Genomic DNA, 18,927 nt, shown 5'->3' with positions numbered 1-18,927 from the left:
AGCCACCATTGGTGTTTTGCGTTAAGCAATGGCGTTTCTATTTTGGCGATTGGCAATAAGATCATCAACAACTTGTGGTTCGGCAAGAGTTGAAATATCTCCTAGATTACCAAAATCATTTTCGGCGATTTTTCGCAAAATGCGTCTCATAATTTTTCCTGATCGTGTTTTGGGGAGTTGAGGGGCAAACTGAATTTTATCCAATATGGCAATGGAGCCGATTTCTTTTCTGACATGTTTAATCAGCTCTTCTTGCAATGCTTCACTTGAGGTTGTGCCTTCCATTAAGGTGACAAAACTGTAAATTCCTTGTCCTTTAATGGGATGAGGGTAACCGACAATTGCTGCTTCTGAAACAGCAGGATGTAGAACAAGCGCTGATTCAATTTCAGCTGTTCCTAGCCTGTGTCCAGAGACATTGAGAATATCATCAACCCGTCCTGTAATCCAATAATAGCCATCGCTGTCACGCCTACACCCATCGCCTGTAAAATATTTCCCTTTATAGGATGAAAAATACGTTTCAATAAAACGCGCATGGTCGTTATAGAGGGTGCGCATTTGTCCGGGCCATGAGTCAATAATGCAAAGATTGCCTTCTGCTTCTCCTTCCAGAATATTTCCTTGGGCATCAATGATTTGTGGTTGAACACCAAAAAAAGGACGGGTGGCTGAGCCTGCTTTCAAGTTTGTGGCACCAGGAAGGGGGGTGATCATATGCCCCCCTGTTTCTGTTTGCCACCATGTATCGAGAATGGGACAGTGATTGTTTCCAACGATATGATAAAACCATTCCCATGCTTCTGGATTAATGGGTTCACCTACGGTGCCTAAAAGGCGCAAGGATGCTCTTGTCGAGCGTTCAACAAATGAATTTCCTGCACCCATTAAGGCACGAATAGCAGTTGGTGCTGTGTAGAGCGTATTTACTTTGTGTTTGTCGACAATTTCCCAGAATCTGCCTTTGTCTGGAAAGGTTGGTGTTCCTTCAAACATTAGAGTGGTAGCACCGTTGCATAGAGGTCCATAAACCAAATACGAATGGCCAGTAATCCAGCCAATATCGGCAGTGCACCAGTAAATTTCATGAGGATGATAATCAAAAACATATTGATGTGTCATCGATACATAAACGAGATAGCCTGCTGTTGTATGTACAACACCTTTTGGTTTGCCTGTTGAACCTGAGGTGTAAAGAATAAATAGAGGATCTTCAGCATTCATTTCTTCTACAGGGCAATCTGTTTTGGTATGAGGTATTTCTTCATGGTACCAAAAATCACGTCCCTCTACCCAATGAATTGTTCCACTGGTGCGCCGTATGACCATGACTTGATTGACATGCACATTCTGGTGGGTTGCTATTTCAATAGCATGATCAACGGTCTCTTTTAAGTTTATCTGTTTTCCTCCACGTAAGCCTTGATCGGCAGTAATGATGAAGGTTGATTCACAATCAACAAGACGTTGTGCTATTGCTTCAGAAGAAAAACCTGCAAAAATGACTGAATGAATGGCGCCAATGCGGGCACAGGCGAGCATGGCATAGGCTGCTTCGGGAATCATGGGGAGGTAAATGGTAACCTTGTCGCCTTTTTTTACACCGTGGTTCTTTAAGATATTGGCAAAACGACAGACATGTTGATAAAGCTCTTTATAGGTTATTTTTTTATCATGGTAAGGGTTATCTCCTTCCCAAATCAGGGCAATTTTATCACCATGGTTTTTTAAATGGCGATCAATGCAATTATAGGCAACATTTGTTATTCCATCCTCGTACCATTGAATCGGTATATCTCCATTAAATGAAGTATTTTTTACTTTTGTATAAGGCTTAAACCATTCAATGCGTTGACCGTGTTTTGCCCAAAAGCTTTCTGGATCATTGATGCTTTCTCGATACCATTGGTGGTAAGTTTCTTCATCGATCAAAGCATTTTTTTTGATATTATCTGGTATTGGATAGATTTTTTCAGACATATGTTCCCTCTCCTCATTTATTATTTGGAAAAATCAGCCATTATATTTTTGTGTTTTTTGGCAGAGTTATTCCCAATAAGCTTTTCATTTTGAGATTAGACGAAATTACAAATATTGAAATAGTTAATTTTTCAAATCTGATGCGTTTGTATTTAAGAGGGGATTTTTATGCTGTTTTAGGATGCTTATACTGAACTCAGTTTCGTAGCTCTTGTCTTGTGTGCACGCATTGGTAAATCCATTTATTTTTAGGCATTATCGACAGTATTTTACCTTCTAGTGTGCGGAAAGTTTCTCTGTTATCCTTAGGTTGCTATCATGCTGTTGAATACAGCTATTGCTACGCTATCTGGCATTTTAGGGGGCTTATTGAGTTGGTAGGTTTGCTCTAGGGTCGGGGGTGCATCCATAAACATCTCTTTGTCTGCTTTACACACTTGGTAAGTGGGTGAATTGTTCACACGGATTGGAGAGGTTGATATAATCTGTGGTTTTTATGGGAGCTATTACGACAACTGTGCTGAATGTTTTTTGTGGTCATTTATTTTGCGGTGTTTTTTTATAAATGTGCAATGCACCTCATGCACCTTTATCGTTCTCATTATTATAAATGGTTTTTTTTTGCGCTACATTTCAGTAGAGAGGCTGTCAGACAGGGCGTTTTCCAAATAAAGCAGAACCAATACGAAGAATGTTAGAGCCAAATTGAAGAGCTGTTTTAAAGTCATTGGACATACCCATCGAAAGCTTTGGAAGACCAGCTTTTTTTGCGAGTTTTGCTAAAAGGGCGAAATAGGGACCAGGGTTTTCTTGCACTGGGGGGATTGCCATTAGTCCGATAATATCAAGACCATAGTGATTTTTACACTGGGTAACAAAAGAAACCACTTCTTGTGGTGCGATACCACTTTTTTGGCTTTCTAAGCCAATATTGACCTGAACATAACAGGGGAGAGTTCTTTTTTGTTTTTGCATTTCTTCGGCCAAGCTCTTGGCTATTTTTTCGCGATCAACCGTTTGAATGACATCAAAAATTTTGACGGCTTCTGCTGTTTTGTTCGATTGTAAGGGGCCGATAAGGTGAAGTTCGATATTTTCAAACTGTTGACGCAAGTGCGGCCATTTTTTTTGGGCTTCTTGCACGCGGTTTTCTGCAAAACGCGTTTGACCTGCTTGCAAAAGGGGGAAAATGTTATCTGCCGAGACGGTTTTAGAAACAGCGAGAAGTTGAACCTCTTCTAAAGAGCGATTATAGTCTTTACATATTTCAGCAATCTCTTTTTGAAGGATTTTCCATGCTTCAACACAAGGGGCATGAGGGGGGGCATGAGGGGTCGTGTGGGTGCTCATTTTTTCGTGCTTTCTGTTTTTATTTAGCAATAAAATAATGGTTCGTGAGAACTTTGAAAAATACTTAGTGAAATATTCACTGAAAATGTTGACCTTGGGGGTAATCCATGGTGAAGCATAAAACAAGTTTTTTAGTTCAATTTTATAAAGAGTATAATAGGAATGACGATTGAACGTTATAATTTAGGTGAACGCTATAATCCTCGTGCCCACGAACAAAAATGGCAAACGATTTGGGATGAAAAGAAGATTTTTCAGACCGCGGAGGAAGATTGTCGTGAAAAATATTATGTTTTAGAGATGTTTCCTTATCCCTCTGGGCGCATTCACATGGGGCATGTACGCAATTATGCCATGGGAGATGTTGTTGCGCGCTATAAACGTGCAAAGGGGTTTAATGTGCTTCATCCCATGGGGTGGGATGCTTTTGGTATGCCGGCTGAAAATGCTGCTATGCAGAATAAAGTGCATCCAAAAACGTGGACTTATCAAAATATTGCTGTGATGCGTGGGCAATTAAAGAAATTAGGGCTCTCATTAGATTGGTCGCGTGAATTTGCAACTTGTGATGTGGATTATTACCATCGCCAACAAATACTGTTCCTTGATTTCTATCAAAAGGGCTTGGTTGCACGTAAAGTGGCTAAAGTGAATTGGGACCCTGTTGACCACACCGTTTTGGCAAATGAGCAGGTTGTTGATGGTCGGGGGTGGCGGTCTGGTGCGTTGGTTGAACAGCGTGAATTGACGCAGTGGTTTTTCAAAATTAGTGATTTTAGTGAAGACTTACTGGCAGGGCTTGAAGAGCTTGAGCAATGGCCGGAAAAAGTTCGCACTATGCAAAAAAATTGGATTGGGAAGTCACAAGGTTTGCTGATTCGTTGGGCTTTAAAGTCGGTAGATGATGTTGATGATGGGTGTGCGGAGTTTAACGAAGTTGTCTGTTATTCAACACGACCTGACACGCTTTTTGCTGCTGCTTTTTTGGCGCTGTCTGTTGATCATCCCATTGCAAAAGCCTTAGCGCAAAAGGATAAAGCGCTTGATGCTTTTATCGAAAATTGTCGGTGTGGTGTAACAACAACCGCGGCGCTTGAAACAGCTGAAAAACAAGGTTTTCGCACATCACTTTTGGCGGTTCATCCCTTTGATCCAACGGTGCATATTCCCGTTTATATCGCCAATTTTGTGCTTATGGATTATGGAACAGGAGCTGTTTTTGGCTGTCCTGCCCATGATCAGAGAGATTTGGATTTTGCACGTAAATATGATCTCCCCGTGCGACCGGTGGTTTTGCCAAAGGGGGTTGAGAGGGAAGATTTTGTGATTGCTGAAACAGCTTATGTTGGTGATGGCGTGATGATCAATTCAGACTTTTTGGATGGCTTGACACCGCAACAAGCTTTTGAAGCAGCAGCTAAACGGCTTGAAGGGCAAATACTTGGGGGGCAGCCCCAGGGGCAAAAGACCGTGCAATTTCGCTTGCGTGATTGGGGTATTTCGCGTCAACGTTATTGGGGATGCCCTATCCCTATGATCCATTGTGCGGCTTGTGGAGTGGTTCCGGTTCCGCGTGCTGATTTACCGGTTGTGTTGCCCGATGATGTCACTTTTGAGCAGCCTGGCAATCCTCTTGTGCGTCATGAAACATGGCAAACAGTAACCTGTCCTGTCTGTGGTCAGTCTGCCAAACGTGAAACTGATACCATGGATACATTTGTTGACTCTTCTTGGTATTATGCCCGCTTTACTGCGCCTTTTGCACAAGAACCTGTCGACAAGCAAGCGATAGCCGAATGGTTGCCTGTGCAACAATATATTGGTGGAATTGAACATGCGATTCTCCATCTTCTTTATGCACGCTTTTTTATGCGTGCTATGAAATTGATTGGGCATATGAGCGTGGATGAGCCTTTTAAAGGGCTTTTTACCCAAGGGATGGTTGTTCATGAAACCTATCGTGATGACCAAGGGTGGGTTTCACCAGAAGAAATTTCTATTGTTGAAAAGGATGGAAAACGTCAGGCTTATAAATTGACCGATCAAAGTGAGGTGACGATTGGTTTGATTGAAAAAATGTCAAAATCAAAAAAGAATGTTGTGGATCCTGATGATATTATTGCCTCCTATGGAGCCGATACTGTGCGCTGGTTTGTTTTGTCGGATTCTCCTCCTGAGCGAGATGTTATTTGGACAGAATCTGGTGTTGAAGGAGCGCATCGTTTTGTGCAACGCGTTTGGCGTTGTGTGGCTTTGAGTGCTCCGGTTTTAAGAGAAGTGGTGCCTTGTGCTGGTCGTCAGGGTGCGGCTTTAGAACTCTCAAAAGTGGCGCATCGCACGCTCCATGCTGTGGAAGACGATTTGGAAAAGTTCGCCTTTAATCGGGCAATTGCGCGCCTTTACGAATTCTTGAATATTATGGCGCCTTTACTAAATAAGGTAGAGGATGTTGAGAGTGAGATGAAGGAAGCTTTGCGTCAAGCAATGGATTTTTTCCTTGTATTGATTGCACCTATAATGCCTCATTTGGCAGAAGAGTGTCATGCTGCTTTGGGAGGAAAAAATTTGATTTGTGAGATTCCTTGGCCTGTTTATAATCCTGCATTAATTGTTGAAGATTCCTATATTTTGCCGGTACAGATTAATGGTAAAAAGCGTGGTGAAGTGACTGTTTTGGCAACGGCAAATGAAGCGATGATTGAAGAAGCTGTTTTGGCTCTTGATTTTGTAAAGGCACATCTGGTCGAAAAAACCGTTAAAAAAATAATTATTGTTCCAAAAAGGATTGTGAATGTTGTTGTTTAAAAATTTTGTTCTTGTGGGCTTATTTTGTTTGTCCACGCTTTTGTGTGGGTGTATAGTTGAACCGCTTTATCATCACGCATCTGGGATTTCCACAAAAATAGGTTCTGTAGATTCTGTTTTTGATGATTCATCTCCAAAACAAAAATCTTTGAATCTTTCCGAAAAACTAGCTTCCATTGTCGTTGCAGAACCGTCAGATCGTTTTGGTCAAATGGTACGCAACCATTTGCTGTTTTTGCTTTATGGAAATGGGCGGAAACCTTCTACTCCAGCTTATCAATTGGTATTGCAAACATCTACGTTTACACGAAATTCTGTACAGATAGAGATGGACCTGGATAGGAAAAGAGAGGGGCGGCCTTCCGTTGGAACTGTGATGGGTAAAGTTTCCTATATCTTGCAAGATATGAAAAATGTTCTTATTGCCGAAACCACAGTAAGCATGAGCACATCTTTTGAACGGCTTCGTCAAGAATATGCAACTTTGCAAGCAGAGCAAGATGCGCAAAAGCGCGTGGCTGAAGAATTGGCTGAACAAATTTTACTGCTGCTTTCAAAAGATCTTTCAAGTCATTAGGCGATATTTTGTCCAGTTTTTTTCCAATCACTTGAGAAGATTTGCAAGCCTTTATCAGTTAAAGGATGTTTGACGAGTGCTTTTAAAACTGTTGGTGGAACGGTTGCAACATCTGCACCGCTTAGTGCTGCTTCTTTAACATGATTAACGGTACGAATTGAAGCTGCCAAAATTTGCGTTTCAAAGTTGTAGTTATCGTAAATTGTGCGAATTTCATGAAGCAGTTCCACACCATCGCTTGCGCAATCATCTAGCCTGCCTATAAAAGGTGAAATAAATGTTGCGCCTGCTTTGGCGGCTAGTAAAGCTTGGTTAGCAGAAAAACAAAGTGTGAGATTTGTTTTTAGTCCCTGTATTGTAAGAGCTTTACAGGCTTTTAAGCCATCAAGCGTTAAGGGAAGTTTGATGCAAATATTGTCGGCAATTTTTGCTAAAACAGCCGCTTCTTTCATCATGTTTTCAAATTCGGTTGCTACAACTTCGGCAGACACGGGTCCTTTGACGAGGGTACAAATTTCTTTTGTAACCTCAAGAATATTACGTCCTGATTTAAGAATAAGAGAAGGATTGGTGGTAACACCATCAACGAGGTTTAAATTTTGTAATTCTCGGATCTCTTCAATATTGGCGCTATCCACAAAAAATTTCATTGCCAAATCTCCTTGGTTTTTAGCTCTTTATTTAAAGCTTCTGATGTTTCACCCTATTTTTGTTATGCGTTATTGTTTATCGCAAAAGCAAGAGGGAGGATACGTGTTGCCTATGGTAAGTTAAGATATGAAGGATAAAAATGCGTACTTATAGTTTGTTTATAGCGTTAGCACTGCTGGTATCAATATCAGATGCGTATTGGAGTTTTTATCGTTGATAAGATATTGTTGATGAGGGGGAGATCATACAAAGTGATTATTCTTCATGACGGATAATATGTCAAAGTGCAAGGACGGTAGTGGTATAAAAAAGATTGTATAAAAGTTGGGACAAAAGATGAAGTCAAATGAGGGTGTGTGCGAGAGAAATATTGTTTCTATTTTGGTACCTCTGCCTATTGCACATGCTTATAGTTATGAGGTTCCATCTTCAATGGAGGTAGAGGTTGGTTCTTTTGTTCGTGTTCCGGTAATGGGGCGGGAAGTTTGTGGTTTTGTGGTGGATGTTGGAGAACAATCCGCAAAGGATGGGCAAAGTGCTCCACCTGTGGCGCGTAAAAAACTACGCTCTCTCCTCCATGTTTTTAATTGCCCGCCGTTAAAAGCGGAGATGATTACATTCTTGCATTTTGTTGGTCGGTATACGATGACTCCTTTGGGTCTTGTTGCACGATTGGTTTTGTCGGTTCCGTCTGCTTTAGAACCCGAAGAACAGATGCTGGGTTTGCGGTATTGTGGAGGAGAGATCGGGCGCCTAACACCAGCACGATCACGTGTTTTAGAATTGGCCCGCGATGGTGAAATTTGGACACGTTCTGGTCTTGCTCATGCGGCAGGAACTTCTGTTTCCGTTGTTGAGGGGCTAAAGACACTTGGGGTTTTTGAAGAGGTTATGGTACCTGTTCCTGCTCTTGTGGCGATGCCTAATCCTGATTTTTGTTGCCCTCAATTGGAGGGAGAACAGAGCAAAGCAGCGCGCCTTTTGCGGGAAGGTGTTTTATCTTCTCAATTTCAAGTTTTTCTGCTTGATGGTGTTACTGGGTCGGGAAAGACAGAAGTTTATTTTGAAGCGGTTGCTCAAGCGCTTACAGGTGGTAAGCAGGTTTTGATTTTATTGCCGGAAATTGCTTTAACACAACAATTTTTAGATCGCTTTCATGCACGCTTTGGAGCAGCGGCGGCGGAATGGCATTCAGATTTGTCACCACGTCGTCGAGAACGTGTGTGGCGACAGGTTGCAGAAGGGCTTGTGCGGGTTGTAGCTGGAGCGCGGTCCGCGCTTTTCCTCCCCTTTCCAGAGCTTGGGTTGATTGTTGTTGATGAAGAACATGATAGTGCTTACAAACAAGAAGAGCGCATTTTTTATCATGCGCGTGATATGGCAGTTGCACGGGGTTCTTTTGGGCATTTTCCTGTTATTTTATCCTCAGCGACTCCTTCGATTGAAAGTCAGACAAATGTCTTGTGGGGGCGTTATCAACGGGTCCATTTGCCATCGCGTTTTAAAGCGGCCGCACTTCCGCAATTGCGGGTGGTTGATATGCGTCAAGGAGGCGTGCAAAAGGGAGGTGTGCAAAAGGGGCGTTTTATTTCCTCTGCTCTTGAAGCGGCTTTAAAACAAACGCTTGAAAAAGGTGAACAGGCACTGCTTTTTCTTAATCGGCGTGGTTATGCACCTCTCACTTTGTGTCGGGTTTGTGGGCATCGTTTTCATTGTAGCGATTGTTCAAGTTGGTTGGTAGAGCATCGATTACAAGGACAGCTTAAATGCCATCATTGTGGATACCATCAGCCGCTTCCAGAAGCATGCCCCGAATGTGGGACATTAGACCATCTTGTCGCTTGTGGTCCAGGGGTAGAAAGAATTGCTGAAGAAACACGGGGGCTTTTTCCACAGGCGCGGTTATTGATTCTCTCAACGGATCTCAAAGGCGGGATTAGCCAGTTGCGGCGCGAATTGGAAGCGGTGGCGAATGGGGATGTTGACATTATTATTGGAACGCAGTTGGTTGCGAAAGGACACCATTTTCCAGGACTTTCTCTGGTCGGGGTCATTGATGCGGATCTTGGTCTTGCTAATGGCGATTTACGTGCTGCTGAGCGTACCTTTCAGCTCTTATCTCAGGTTACAGGCAGGGCAGGGCGTATGGGGTTAGAGAGTTTAGGATTATTGCAAACTTATCAACCCGATCATCCAGTAATACAAGCCCTGATTTCTCGGCAAGGTGAGGATTTTTACACTCATGAGATCGCTATGCGTCAGCACTATCATCTGCCACCTTATGGGCGACTTGCCTCTTTGATTGTGTCTTCAGAAAAGCGCCAAGCAGCAGAACATTATGCGCGTGCGTTGCGTCAAGTTGCACCGAGGGAAAAAAATATCTCGGTAATGGGACCTGCGGAAGCTCCATTGGCTCTCATTCGTGGGCGTTATCGTTTTCGGCTTTTACTGCAAGGGCAACGTTCTTTTGATATACAAGGGTTTATTCGTGCAATGCTTTCAAGTGCACCCAAAATACCTTCTTCGGTTCGGGTTCAGATTGATATTGATCCGCAAAATTTTCTTTAGAAAACACAAGGGAAGTAATGGGGAAGGGAAGTAACGAGGAGGCTTATTTGCTTAAAAGATGTTCTAGGAGGGATAATTTTAAGCAAAAAGATGCGTTTCCTCTTTATTTTAAGGGAACGTCGGTTATTATTGCTTGCTTATAAGTTTGAAATGATACATTTTTTGTTAACTCTTTTGGTGGAAGAGCATTAAAAACTGAAAGAGAGCATTTTGTTTCTGTTTTCAGAGTGATTATGCAATGATAGAGAAAGATATTTTAAAATCTATGAGGGGATGCCAAAAAGAAACACAAAAAAACTGTGGTGCTGATTTGTGTATTATAAAAAAATATTTTGAATATTTTATTTAAAATTTTCAAAAAGCAACGATTTGGAGTGTTGCGAGTCGGTTATGTCTATGCTAGAAACCGAGAAGTTTTTTGTTCTAGGTTTTAAGAAGATTATTCTTAGAATTTAGGATGTCTGATTTATTTCATCTGATAACTATCTTCGTCTGGTAACTATCAGAGATTCGCTCAAGGGAAAGAGGCGGTATTTCGTGTCGGATTCATTTTCTCTTATACCGTTGCCATTGGTGGACCAACGCTATGCGCAAGCGCTTTTTGATCTCGTTCAAGAAGCAGGGGCTGTGGAAAAGGTTGAAAAAGCAGTAGCATCTTTTTTGCTTGTTTTGGATCAAAATGAAGATTTGAAACGCTTTGTGCAGAGCCCATTCTTTTCAGTAAAAGAACAGGTTAAGGTAATGTGTTCTGTTTGTGAGCGTATCAAATTTGCTGATGAGGGCGCTGGTCAGATTGTTGGTAATTTTTTGCGTGTTATTGCACTAAACCGTCGGCTTTGTGCCTTGACTGGTATTTTACATGCTTTTCAACGTCGTGTTGCTCTCTCTCGTAGGGAAATTTCGGCTCAGATTGTTTCTGCGCGCTCACTGAGTTCTCAACAAGAACAAGAGTTGCGCGTGGCTTTGGAAGGTGTCGTTGGGGGAAAAATTTTGCTACATATCCTTGTTGATCCAACAATTCTCGGTGGATTAATCATTCGTGTGGGGTCGTCTCAGATTGATACGTCTCTTGAAACAAAATTATCTTCGCTTAAGCTTGCATTGAAAAAAGAGGTCAGCTGATGGATATTAGACCATCTGAAATTTCAAAAATTCTCAAAGAGCAAATCAGAAACTTTGACCAAAAGGCTGAAGTTTCAGAAATTGGTTGGGTTCTCTCTGTGGGTGATGGTATTGCCCGTGTTTATGGTTTGGATAATGTCCAAGCAGGGGAAATGGTTTCCTTTTCAAATGGCGTGCGTGGTATGGCTTTGAATCTGGAAATCGATAATGTTGGGGTTGTGATTTTTGGGTCAGATCGTGATATTCGTGAAGGGGATACCGTTAAACGGCTTGGGTCTATTGTGGATGTCCCTGTGGGACCAGCTTTGCTTGGGCGTGTTGTTGATGCATTGGGAAATCCTATAGATGGTAAAGGACCGCTTAAGGCAACAGAGCGTCGTCGTGTTGATGTTAAGGCTCCAGGGATTATTCCGCGTCAATCTGTGCATGAACCCATGGCGACGGGATTAAAAGCCATTGATGCGCTTATTCCTATTGGACGCGGACAGCGTGAATTGGTGATTGGTGACCGGCAGACAGGAAAAACAGCAGTTTTGCTCGATACATTTTTAAACCAGAAACCGTTTCACGAAAAAGGTGCTGGAAACGATCAGGACAAAGTGTATTGTATTTATGTCGCCATTGGTCAAAAACGTTCAACGGTAGCGCAATTTGTTAAAATTTTGGAAGAGCGTGGAGCGCTCGAGTATTCCATTATTGTAGCAGCTACCGCTTCTGATCCTGCTCCATTGCAATTTATTGCGCCTCTTGCTGGATGTGCGATGGGTGAATATTTCCGCGACAATGGGCAACATGCTTTGATCGGTTATGATGATCTTTCAAAACAGGCTGTTGCTTATCGTCAAATGTCTCTTTTGCTTCGTCGTCCACCTGGTCGTGAAGCTTATCCTGGTGATGTTTTCTATCTTCATTCGCGTCTTTTAGAGCGTGCTGCTAAACTGAATGCTGAAAATGGTTCTGGATCTTTGACGGCTTTACCCGTCATTGAAACTCAAGCAAATGACGTTTCTGCTTATATTCCTACAAATGTGATTTCAATCACTGACGGGCAAATTTTTCTGGAAACCAATTTATTTTATCAAGGAATTCGCCCTGCTGTGAATGTTGGTCTTTCTGTGTCGCGTGTTGGTTCCGCTGCGCAAATTAAGGCGATGAAGCAAGTTGCTGGTTCGATCAAAGGTGAATTGGCACAATATCGCGAAATGGCTGCTTTTGCACAATTTGGTTCTGATTTGGATGCTTCAACGCAGCGTCTTTTAAACCGTGGTGCGCGTTTAACAGAGCTTTTGAAGCAGCCACAATTTTCTCCATTGAAGACAGAAGAACAGGTTGTTGTTATTTTTGCTGGTGTGAATGGTTACCTGGATTCCTTAGCTGTTTCTGATGTTGCGCGCTTTGAACAGGGGCTTTTAACGCTTCTGCGCAATGATCACCAAAGTCTTTTGAAGGCGATTGCTGATCAAAAACAGATAACCGATGAAATTAAGGATAAATTGATAACTGTGCTTAAGACTTATGCAAAGAATTTTTCGTGATGAATTGATGGAATGCTTGAATGGCGTCGTTGAAGGATCTTAGAGACCGTATCGCCTCGGTTAAGGCAACACAAAAGATTACCAAAGCCATGCAAATGGTTGCGGCGGCAAGGTTGCACCGTGCGCAAGAGGCGGCGGAGTCTGCGCGTCCTTATGCTCAGAGGATGGCTGCTATTTTAGCCAATGTTGCGGCTGATGTTGATGGGGTTGATGCGCCTCCTCTCATGCGGGGTACGGGTCGAGATGATGTGCATCTTTTGGTGGTATGTACTGCGGAGCGTGGTCTTTGTGGTGCTTTTAATGTACAAATCGCCCGTCGTGCGCGTGAACAAATTAAGACACTGCTTTCTGCTGGTAAAATTGTTAAGATTTTAACCGTGGGAAAAAAGGGCGCTGATATTTTAGCGCGTGATTACAAGGCTTTGATGATTGGTCACATTGATTTGCATTCTGTAAAGCGGATTAGTTTTGCAGAGGCTGCGATGATCAGTCAGCGGATCATTGATTTATTCAATGAGGGAGCATTTGATGTGTGTACGCTATTCTATTCTGAATTTGTTTCCGTGATCAATCAGCGTCCAACAGCTTTTGGCTTGATTCCAACACTCTCTCCCAAAGAAGCTGTCGAAGGAGAGGTTATCGTTGAAAAAAATGACAAAAGTAAAGGTTCACAATCAGTTGTTTATGAGTATGAGCCCGATGCTGTTTCTCTTTTGGAAGAGCTTGTGCCGCGCAATCTTTCTGTGCAAATCTTTCGAGCTTTGCTTGAAAATGTTGCCGGTGAAATGGGGGCGAAGATGAGTGCTATGGATAATGCATCGCGCAATGCCGGTGAAATGATTAATAAATTGACAGTGGCTTATAATCGCCAGCGTCAAGCACAAATCACGACAGAATTGATCGAAATTATTGCGGGCGCTGAAGCGCTTTAAATTGAAAAGGTAAGGATTAATGGTAAAAGCAGTGACGTCAAGCAAAGGAGCAGAAAAAGTTGAGAAAAAGAAGACAACTGCTCGTTCAGGCGCGCAAAAAACCGCCTCAAAATCTCAAGCTGGCATAAAGAATTCTTCTAGTTCTGTGCGGTCTTCTTCTAAAGAGACCCGTGCAAAAGAAGTTGTACAGGCAAAAGGAGCTGTTGGTGAGATTAGGCAGGTTATCGGTGCTGTTGTTGATGTGCAGTTTGAAGGTGCGTTGCCAAATATCCTTAACGCGTTAGAAACAGATAATTTAGGCAATCGGCTGGTTTTAGAAGTTGCGCAGCATTTGGGTGAAAATACCGTGCGTACCATTGCCATGGATACGACGGATGGGTTGACGCGTGGTCAAAAGGTTTTTGATACAGGAACGCAGATTAGTGTTCCTGTTGGAGAAGCAACACTTGGTCGTATTATGAATGTGATTGGAGAGCCGGTTGACAATGTTGGCCCAATTCTTGCGACTAAAACACGTTCTATTCACCAAGACGCTCCTGCATATGTTGAGCAATCAACGGTATCGGAAATTCTTGTCACGGGTATTAAAGTCGTTGATTTGTTAGCACCTTATTCTAAAGGTGGTAAAATTGGTTTGTTCGGGGGAGCTGGTGTTGGTAAAACCGTTCTCATTATGGAGCTTATCAATAATATTGCAAAAGCGCATGGGGGATATTCTGTATTTGCCGGTGTTGGAGAACGTACACGTGAGGGAAATGATCTTTATTATGAAATGATCGAAAGCCGTGTGAATGTGAATCCAAAAGACAATAATGGTTCAACAGAGGGCTCAAAATGCGCGCTTGTCTATGGGCAGATGAATGAACCACCAGGAGCGCGGGCCCGTGTTGCCCTTTCAGGATTGACCATAGCAGAAAGTTTCCGTGATGAGGGCCAAGATGTTCTTTTTTTCGTGGATAATATTTTTCGTTTTACCCAAGCAGGGGCTGAAGTATCAGCGCTTTTAGGGCGTATTCCTTCTGCTGTGGGCTATCAGCCAACTTTGGCAACGGATATGGGGGCTTTGCAAGAACGTATTACCAGCACAAAAACGGGATCTATTACTTCTGTTCAGGCTATTTATGTTCCAGCCGATGACTTAACGGATCCAGCACCTGCAACATCTTTTGCCCATTTGGATGCAACCACGGTTCTTTCGCGTTCGATTGCTGAAAAGGGGATTTATCCCGCTGTTGATCCGCTTGATTCTTTCTCACGCATGTTGGATCCACTGATTGTAGGTGAAGAGCATTATACTGTTGCTTGTCAAGTTCAAACTATTTTGCAACGCTATAGAGCGCTACAGGATATTATTGCTATTCTTGGAATGGATGAACTTTCTGAAGATGACAAGTTGTTAGTGGGGCGGGCGCGTAAAATTGAACGTTTCCTTTCGCAACCTTTCCATGTGGCTGAAGCCTTTACTGGCTCGCCTGGAAAACTCGTGTCTTTAGAGGATACAATCAAAGGGTTTAAAGGTCTTTGCGCTGGCGATTATGATGATTTGCCGGAAGCAGCTTTTTACATGGTTGGATCGATTGAGGAAGCCATTGAAAAAGGAAAGCGTCTCATTGCAGAAGCTTCTTCATAAGAGGAAATCTGTAACGAATGCTTGTTGTAAAGAGCACAAGAGGTCTTAGTATTGAACCTCGTGGAGGTTTTTGTGGAGAACAATAAGGTAGAGTGTTTTTTGTTTGAGATTGTATCACCTGAGAAATTTGTGTTTTCAGAACAGGTGGTATCTGTTGTTCTTCCTTCAGAGTCGGGTGCACTCACAGTGATGGCGCATCATGCACCATTGGTGGCTAGCATTGTATTGGGGAGTGTCCGCGTTCTCACTTCTTCGGGGGAAAAGCTCTTTGCTGTTTATGGGGGCGTTGCTAATGTTACCTCTTCGGGATGCTCGCTTCTGGTAGAGAAGGTTGTGGCTGTTGAACATCTTTCTTTTAGTACGTTGGAACAGCAGATTTTGCAAGTTCGGGCGACGTTGGAAGGGGATGCAAATGATGAGGCAAAGCGTAAGGTAGAAGAATTTTTTCATCAACTGACAGCTGTTGATACTGTATTGACAGAGGCGTAACAGATTATACGGGAAAAGGCGGACATGAGCGGAAAGAAGAGTACGGTTATGTCTGCTAAAAGAGGAGGAAAACCATTTCCCCATCCAGGTCGTGTTTTTGCAGGGCCTTTGCCAAAATGTTTTGTTTATATTTTCGCTTCTTTTATTTTGCAATGGGCTTATGGCTTAGGGGCGAATATTGTTCAGTCTAACATTTTTTATCTTACGGGCGATTTTCATGCAACTCTAACAGAAACCACATGGTTGGTTGCTGCCTATATGGCACCAAATGTGAGTGTTGCGATTATGTTGATCAAAATTCGTTATCAGTTTGGGCTTCGTGCTTTTGCTGAATTATCAATTCTTAGCTTCGTTCTGGTTTGCATTTTACAGCTCTTTGTTACGGATTTGCGTTCTGCACTGATTATTCGTTTTTTTGCTGGTATTGCTGCGGCACCATTAGCTTCCTTAGCGCTTCTTTATATGATGGAGGCTTTTGCACCAGCAAAGAAGTTTACTGTTGCTCTTAGTTTGAATTATACGAATGCGGCTTTAGCAGCGCCCTTATCGCGGTTGATTTCGCCTGATTTGTTAGAAAATGGTGGATTTTTGAGTCTTTCAGCGATGGAAATGGGATTGGTTCTCATGAGTTTGGGATGTATCTATGCTCTTCCCCTGACTCCTGTGGTACGTAATAAGGTTATTCAGAAGTTAGACTGGGTGAGTTATAGTTTGATTGCGCTTGGTCTTGGACTCAATGCGGTTATTATGTCTGTTGGTAAGTTGTATTGGTGGTATGAGGCACCGTGGATTGGTTGGGGGCTTGCGCTTGCTGTTTCCTCTTTGGTCATTGCGATCATTCTTGAGCTTAATAGAAAGAGTCCGTTGATTGATTTACGCTGGCTTTTCAGTAAAGAAATGGTGCAATCTGTTCTCATTTTATTGGTCTTTCATGTTTTTTTGTTAGAGCGGTCAACTTTAGCAGTAGGGTTTTTTAATCTTTTTGGTTTGTTAAATCGTGAGATGGCACCCATGTATCTCGCGGTTATATTGGGGACCCTTTTAGGGGGAGCGACTTGTGTGTTTTTTTTACGTGCTGGACGTGAGGATTATTTTTATCTTTTATCTTTAGGCTGTTTGGCGCTTGGGGCTTATTTGGATAGTCATGTGAACCACTTAACGCGTCCACAAGATATGATGTTGAGTCAAGGGTTGGTTAGTTTTAGTTACGCACTTTTTTTGCCTCCTACTCTTTTCAAGGGATTTGTGACATCTGGTGAGCGAGGACCGCGTTACGTTTTAAGTTTTATTGCTGTTTTTTTGTTGACGCAAGTGACGGGTGGTTTGATGGGATCGGCTTTTTTTGGCAGCCTGCAGGTTTTTTTCGCCCATAAGAATTTTGAATTTTTAACACAAAATGTTGTTGTTACGGATCCACGTATTTCGGTTGAGATGTCTGCCTTATTTTCGCCTTCTTCTAGTGTTGCTGTTCCACCTATCTTAGGGGATGAGCAAGACGTGTCTAAATTGATTGAAAAGTTTAGGTTAACAGCAAATGTTTTTGCTTATGATGATGTTTTTCGTCTTTATTTTTATATAGCAATGGTTGTTTTTGCTATTTTTCTTGTCAAAATATTTGTCAAGTCATACTCTTTGACTGCATTTGACAATCGGGATCATGTCAGTGAAGAGGGGAATAAAAAATGATAAAAGCATTACGGTCAAGAGCAACGCTTGTTGCATTCCTCTCAGGGATTACAGGTGTTTTGCTCATTTTATGGGCTTGGAAACTTCCCCCTTTTGTGAGTACGATTCAGATAACCGATAATGCTTCCATTAAAGGCAATGTTACCTTGGTCAGTTCACAGATTTCTGGGATGATTGCACGGATTTATGTGCAAGATTATCAGAGAGTTGAAAAGGGAATGCTTTTATTTGAACTCGATGATTCTCTTTTTCGCCAACAGCTTGCAAGAGCACAGGCTGTTCTGGATTCAAAAAATGCAAAACTTGCAAGCGTTATGTTGCAGGCTCAGATTTTGCAGGGAGAAATTAATACAGTAGAAGCTGAACTGTCGCGTTCACGAGCATTCTCTAACGTTCTTCCTGAAAACAAGAAGCTAAACTTTAGTGATCTTACGAGTTCTGTTTCTCGCCCTCTTTCGCAATTGTTGACAACACTTGAAACAAAACGCCAATTGCAAAAACAATTAGATCTTGAACGGCAAAGTTTACAGTCAGATGTTGCAGGAGCAAAGGTTAGCGTTGAATTGGCTAAACTCAATCTGGACCACACCAAGATTTTATCTCCTAGAACGGGGTCTGTTGGATTGGTGAGTGCACGGGTAGGGCAATATGTCGTGCCTGGTACGCAATTGGTATCCGTTATTTCTGATGACATTTGGATTATAGCCAATTATAAGGAAACACAACTTTCTCAGATGCGTGTTGGGCAACCAGTTATTTTTTCTGTTGATGCATTGAATAATAAGAAATTAAAAGGGCGTGTGGTCCGTTTCGCACCTGCGACAGGTTCAGAATTTTCACTGTTAAAAACAGATACTACAATTGGTAATTTCATTAAAATTGCGCAACGTATTTCGGTGCGTATTGCTTTAGATCCTGGACAGGAGGGGATTGAAAAACTCATCCCTGGGATGTCTGTAGTTACCTATGTAGATACTTCACAAAATACTCCTGGAGGTTAAGATTTTGGGTTTTTTGAGTTTGATTTCTATGTCCTTTACTTCTAGCAAGTGGGCATTTACTTTAGAAGATTTGATTTGGTTTGTTATATTTGAGCTTTTTCAATTCATAAAATTCTTATTTATGTATAAAAGTAACCCTGATGTTTTGTACGTTGTTTTTTCCCAGATGTAGAAGAATGCCCACTTTGAGGCGGGCATTGAAAGGTTTTTACTGTTGATTGTGTTTTTAATTTTTACGTATCAGCAAGAAACCAGCTAAAATTAATCCTGCAGTTAATGCGAGGGTTGTTTTTGGGTTTTCTTTGGCTTTTTGCTTTAATTGTGTAGCATGCTCGTTGAGATGGTAAAGTGCGTGACGGCTTTTTTGTTTCCATGTGTCAAACATGTCAGAGATGTTTTCAAAGCCGTCATTATAAGAACGCCAAGGACTCGCTGGGACGAGTTGATTTTTTAATTGTGCGATGCGTTTTTTAATTTTAGCATTCTTGGCGCGCGTTGAAAATAGACTCATGGGTTTCCTCCTTCATGTGTTATACTGTTTTACGACAGTGGGAATTGTGTTTGGGGTTTTGCTATAACGGCTTAAAAATTGAAAGGTTGC

General features: G+C 42.2%; 14 protein-coding genes. 10 read left to right on the top strand and 4 right to left on the bottom strand.

Annotation, left to right across the window (positions count from 1 at the left end):
- Window positions 1-21: 21 nt before the first annotated feature.
- Both acs and J7R13_RS00875 read right to left on the bottom strand, forming a co-directional pair.
- Window positions 22-1,980, bottom strand: coding sequence for an acetate--CoA ligase (gene acs / locus J7R13_RS00880; protein ID WP_208437048.1), 1,959 nt, complete (start codon window positions 1,978-1,980; stop codon window positions 22-24).
- 648 nt (window positions 1,981-2,628) lie between these two features.
- The gene (locus J7R13_RS00875; RefSeq protein WP_208437047.1) at window positions 2,629-3,330 is read right to left on the bottom strand and encodes a YggS family pyridoxal phosphate-dependent enzyme; all 702 of its coding nucleotides are present in this window, start codon (window positions 3,328-3,330) and stop codon (window positions 2,629-2,631) included.
- Between the two features lie 162 nt (window positions 3,331-3,492).
- Between J7R13_RS00875 and leuS the strand changes: the two genes are divergently transcribed.
- Together leuS and lptE are read left to right on the top strand one after the other, a co-directional pair.
- Window positions 3,493-6,135 carry a leucine--tRNA ligase gene (gene leuS / locus J7R13_RS00870; protein WP_208437046.1) on the top strand — a complete coding sequence of 881 codons (2,643 nt, stop codon included), beginning with the start codon at window positions 3,493-3,495 and terminating at the stop codon, window positions 6,133-6,135.
- Window positions 6,122-6,712, top strand: coding sequence for an LPS assembly lipoprotein LptE (gene lptE, locus J7R13_RS00865; protein ID WP_208437045.1), 591 nt, complete (start codon window positions 6,122-6,124; stop codon window positions 6,710-6,712). The genes leuS and lptE overlap by 14 nt, the downstream gene beginning before the upstream one ends.
- Here lptE and fsa read toward each other — a convergent pair.
- The gene (gene fsa / locus J7R13_RS00860) at window positions 6,709-7,362 is read right to left on the bottom strand and encodes a fructose-6-phosphate aldolase (protein WP_208437044.1); all 654 of its coding nucleotides are present in this window, start codon (window positions 7,360-7,362) and stop codon (window positions 6,709-6,711) included. The two genes, lptE and fsa, sit on opposite strands and share 4 nt — an antisense overlap.
- Before the next feature lie 337 nt (window positions 7,363-7,699).
- Here fsa and J7R13_RS00855 point away from each other — a divergent pair, with 337 nt between their 5' ends.
- The 8 genes from J7R13_RS00855 (at window position 7,700) to J7R13_RS00820 (ending at window position 18,326) form a co-directional block, all read left to right on the top strand.
- Window positions 7,700-9,931, top strand: coding sequence for a primosomal protein N' (locus tag J7R13_RS00855; RefSeq protein WP_208437043.1), 2,232 nt, complete (start codon window positions 7,700-7,702; stop codon window positions 9,929-9,931).
- A gap of 537 nt (window positions 9,932-10,468) precedes the next feature.
- Window positions 10,469-11,053, top strand: a complete 585-nt coding sequence (gene atpH / locus J7R13_RS00850; RefSeq protein WP_078691923.1) for an ATP synthase F1 subunit delta — start codon at window positions 10,469-10,471, stop codon at window positions 11,051-11,053.
- Window positions 11,053-12,588 (top strand): F0F1 ATP synthase subunit alpha, encoded by a 1,536-nt coding sequence (atpA, locus tag J7R13_RS00845; RefSeq protein ID WP_004857814.1) that lies wholly within the window; start codon window positions 11,053-11,055, stop codon window positions 12,586-12,588. Before atpH ends, atpA begins: the two co-directional genes overlap by 1 nt.
- A gap of 20 nt (window positions 12,589-12,608) precedes the next feature.
- A complete protein-coding gene (locus J7R13_RS00840) occupies window positions 12,609-13,520 on the top strand; it encodes a F0F1 ATP synthase subunit gamma (RefSeq protein ID WP_208437042.1) in 912 nt (303 codons plus the stop codon).
- A 19-nt stretch (window positions 13,521-13,539) separates the two neighbouring features.
- Window positions 13,540-15,150 (top strand): F0F1 ATP synthase subunit beta, encoded by a 1,611-nt coding sequence (gene atpD, locus J7R13_RS00835; protein WP_208437041.1) that lies wholly within the window; start codon window positions 13,540-13,542, stop codon window positions 15,148-15,150.
- A 72-nt stretch (window positions 15,151-15,222) separates the two neighbouring features.
- Entirely contained in the window at window positions 15,223-15,639 is a 417-nt protein-coding gene (gene atpC, locus J7R13_RS00830; protein ID WP_208437040.1) for an ATP synthase F1 subunit epsilon, read from the top strand.
- A 24-nt stretch (window positions 15,640-15,663) separates the two neighbouring features.
- Window positions 15,664-17,325 (top strand): MFS transporter, encoded by a 1,662-nt coding sequence (locus J7R13_RS00825; RefSeq protein WP_208437039.1) that lies wholly within the window; start codon window positions 15,664-15,666, stop codon window positions 17,323-17,325.
- The gene (locus J7R13_RS00820) at window positions 17,322-18,326 is read left to right on the top strand and encodes an HlyD family secretion protein (RefSeq protein WP_208437038.1); all 1,005 of its coding nucleotides are present in this window, start codon (window positions 17,322-17,324) and stop codon (window positions 18,324-18,326) included. Before J7R13_RS00825 ends, J7R13_RS00820 begins: the two co-directional genes overlap by 4 nt.
- A 226-nt stretch (window positions 18,327-18,552) precedes the next feature.
- Here J7R13_RS00820 and J7R13_RS00815 read toward each other — a convergent pair whose 3' ends face one another.
- Entirely contained in the window at window positions 18,553-18,837 is a 285-nt protein-coding gene (locus J7R13_RS00815; RefSeq protein ID WP_208437037.1) for a hypothetical protein, read from the bottom strand.
- Window positions 18,838-18,927 lie beyond the last annotated feature (90 nt).

Source organism: Bartonella taylorii 8TBB (assembly GCF_902825155.1).
In the GTDB taxonomy this organism is placed as follows: Bacteria; Pseudomonadota; Alphaproteobacteria; order Rhizobiales; family Rhizobiaceae; genus Bartonella; species Bartonella taylorii_A.
Note: the sequence above shows the minus strand (reverse complement) of the source record. Positions and strands in the feature narration are given on the sequence as shown.

Excerpts from the sequence above, each read along its gene's own strand:
- acs (WP_208437048.1), bottom strand. The coding sequence starts at position 1,980 with ATGTCTGAAAAAATCTATCCAATACCAGATAATATCAAAAAAAATGCT.
- J7R13_RS00875 (WP_208437047.1), bottom strand. The coding sequence starts at position 3,330 with ATGAGCACCCACACGACCCCTCATGCCCCCCCTCATGCCCCTTGTGTT.
- leuS (WP_208437046.1), top strand. The coding sequence starts at position 3,493 with ATGACGATTGAACGTTATAATTTAGGTGAACGCTATAATCCTCGTGCC.
- lptE (WP_208437045.1), top strand. The coding sequence starts at position 6,122 with ATGTTGTTGTTTAAAAATTTTGTTCTTGTGGGCTTATTTTGTTTGTCC.
- fsa (WP_208437044.1), bottom strand. The coding sequence starts at position 7,362 with ATGAAATTTTTTGTGGATAGCGCCAATATTGAAGAGATCCGAGAATTA.
- J7R13_RS00855 (WP_208437043.1), top strand. The coding sequence starts at position 7,700 with ATGAAGTCAAATGAGGGTGTGTGCGAGAGAAATATTGTTTCTATTTTG.
- atpA (WP_004857814.1), top strand. The coding sequence starts at position 11,053 with ATGGATATTAGACCATCTGAAATTTCAAAAATTCTCAAAGAGCAAATC.
- J7R13_RS00840 (WP_208437042.1), top strand. The coding sequence starts at position 12,609 with ATGGCGTCGTTGAAGGATCTTAGAGACCGTATCGCCTCGGTTAAGGCA.
- atpD (WP_208437041.1), top strand. The coding sequence starts at position 13,540 with ATGGTAAAAGCAGTGACGTCAAGCAAAGGAGCAGAAAAAGTTGAGAAA.
- J7R13_RS00825 (WP_208437039.1), top strand. The coding sequence starts at position 15,664 with ATGAGCGGAAAGAAGAGTACGGTTATGTCTGCTAAAAGAGGAGGAAAA.
- J7R13_RS00820 (WP_208437038.1), top strand. The coding sequence starts at position 17,322 with ATGATAAAAGCATTACGGTCAAGAGCAACGCTTGTTGCATTCCTCTCA.
- J7R13_RS00815 (WP_208437037.1), bottom strand. The coding sequence starts at position 18,837 with ATGAGTCTATTTTCAACGCGCGCCAAGAATGCTAAAATTAAAAAACGC.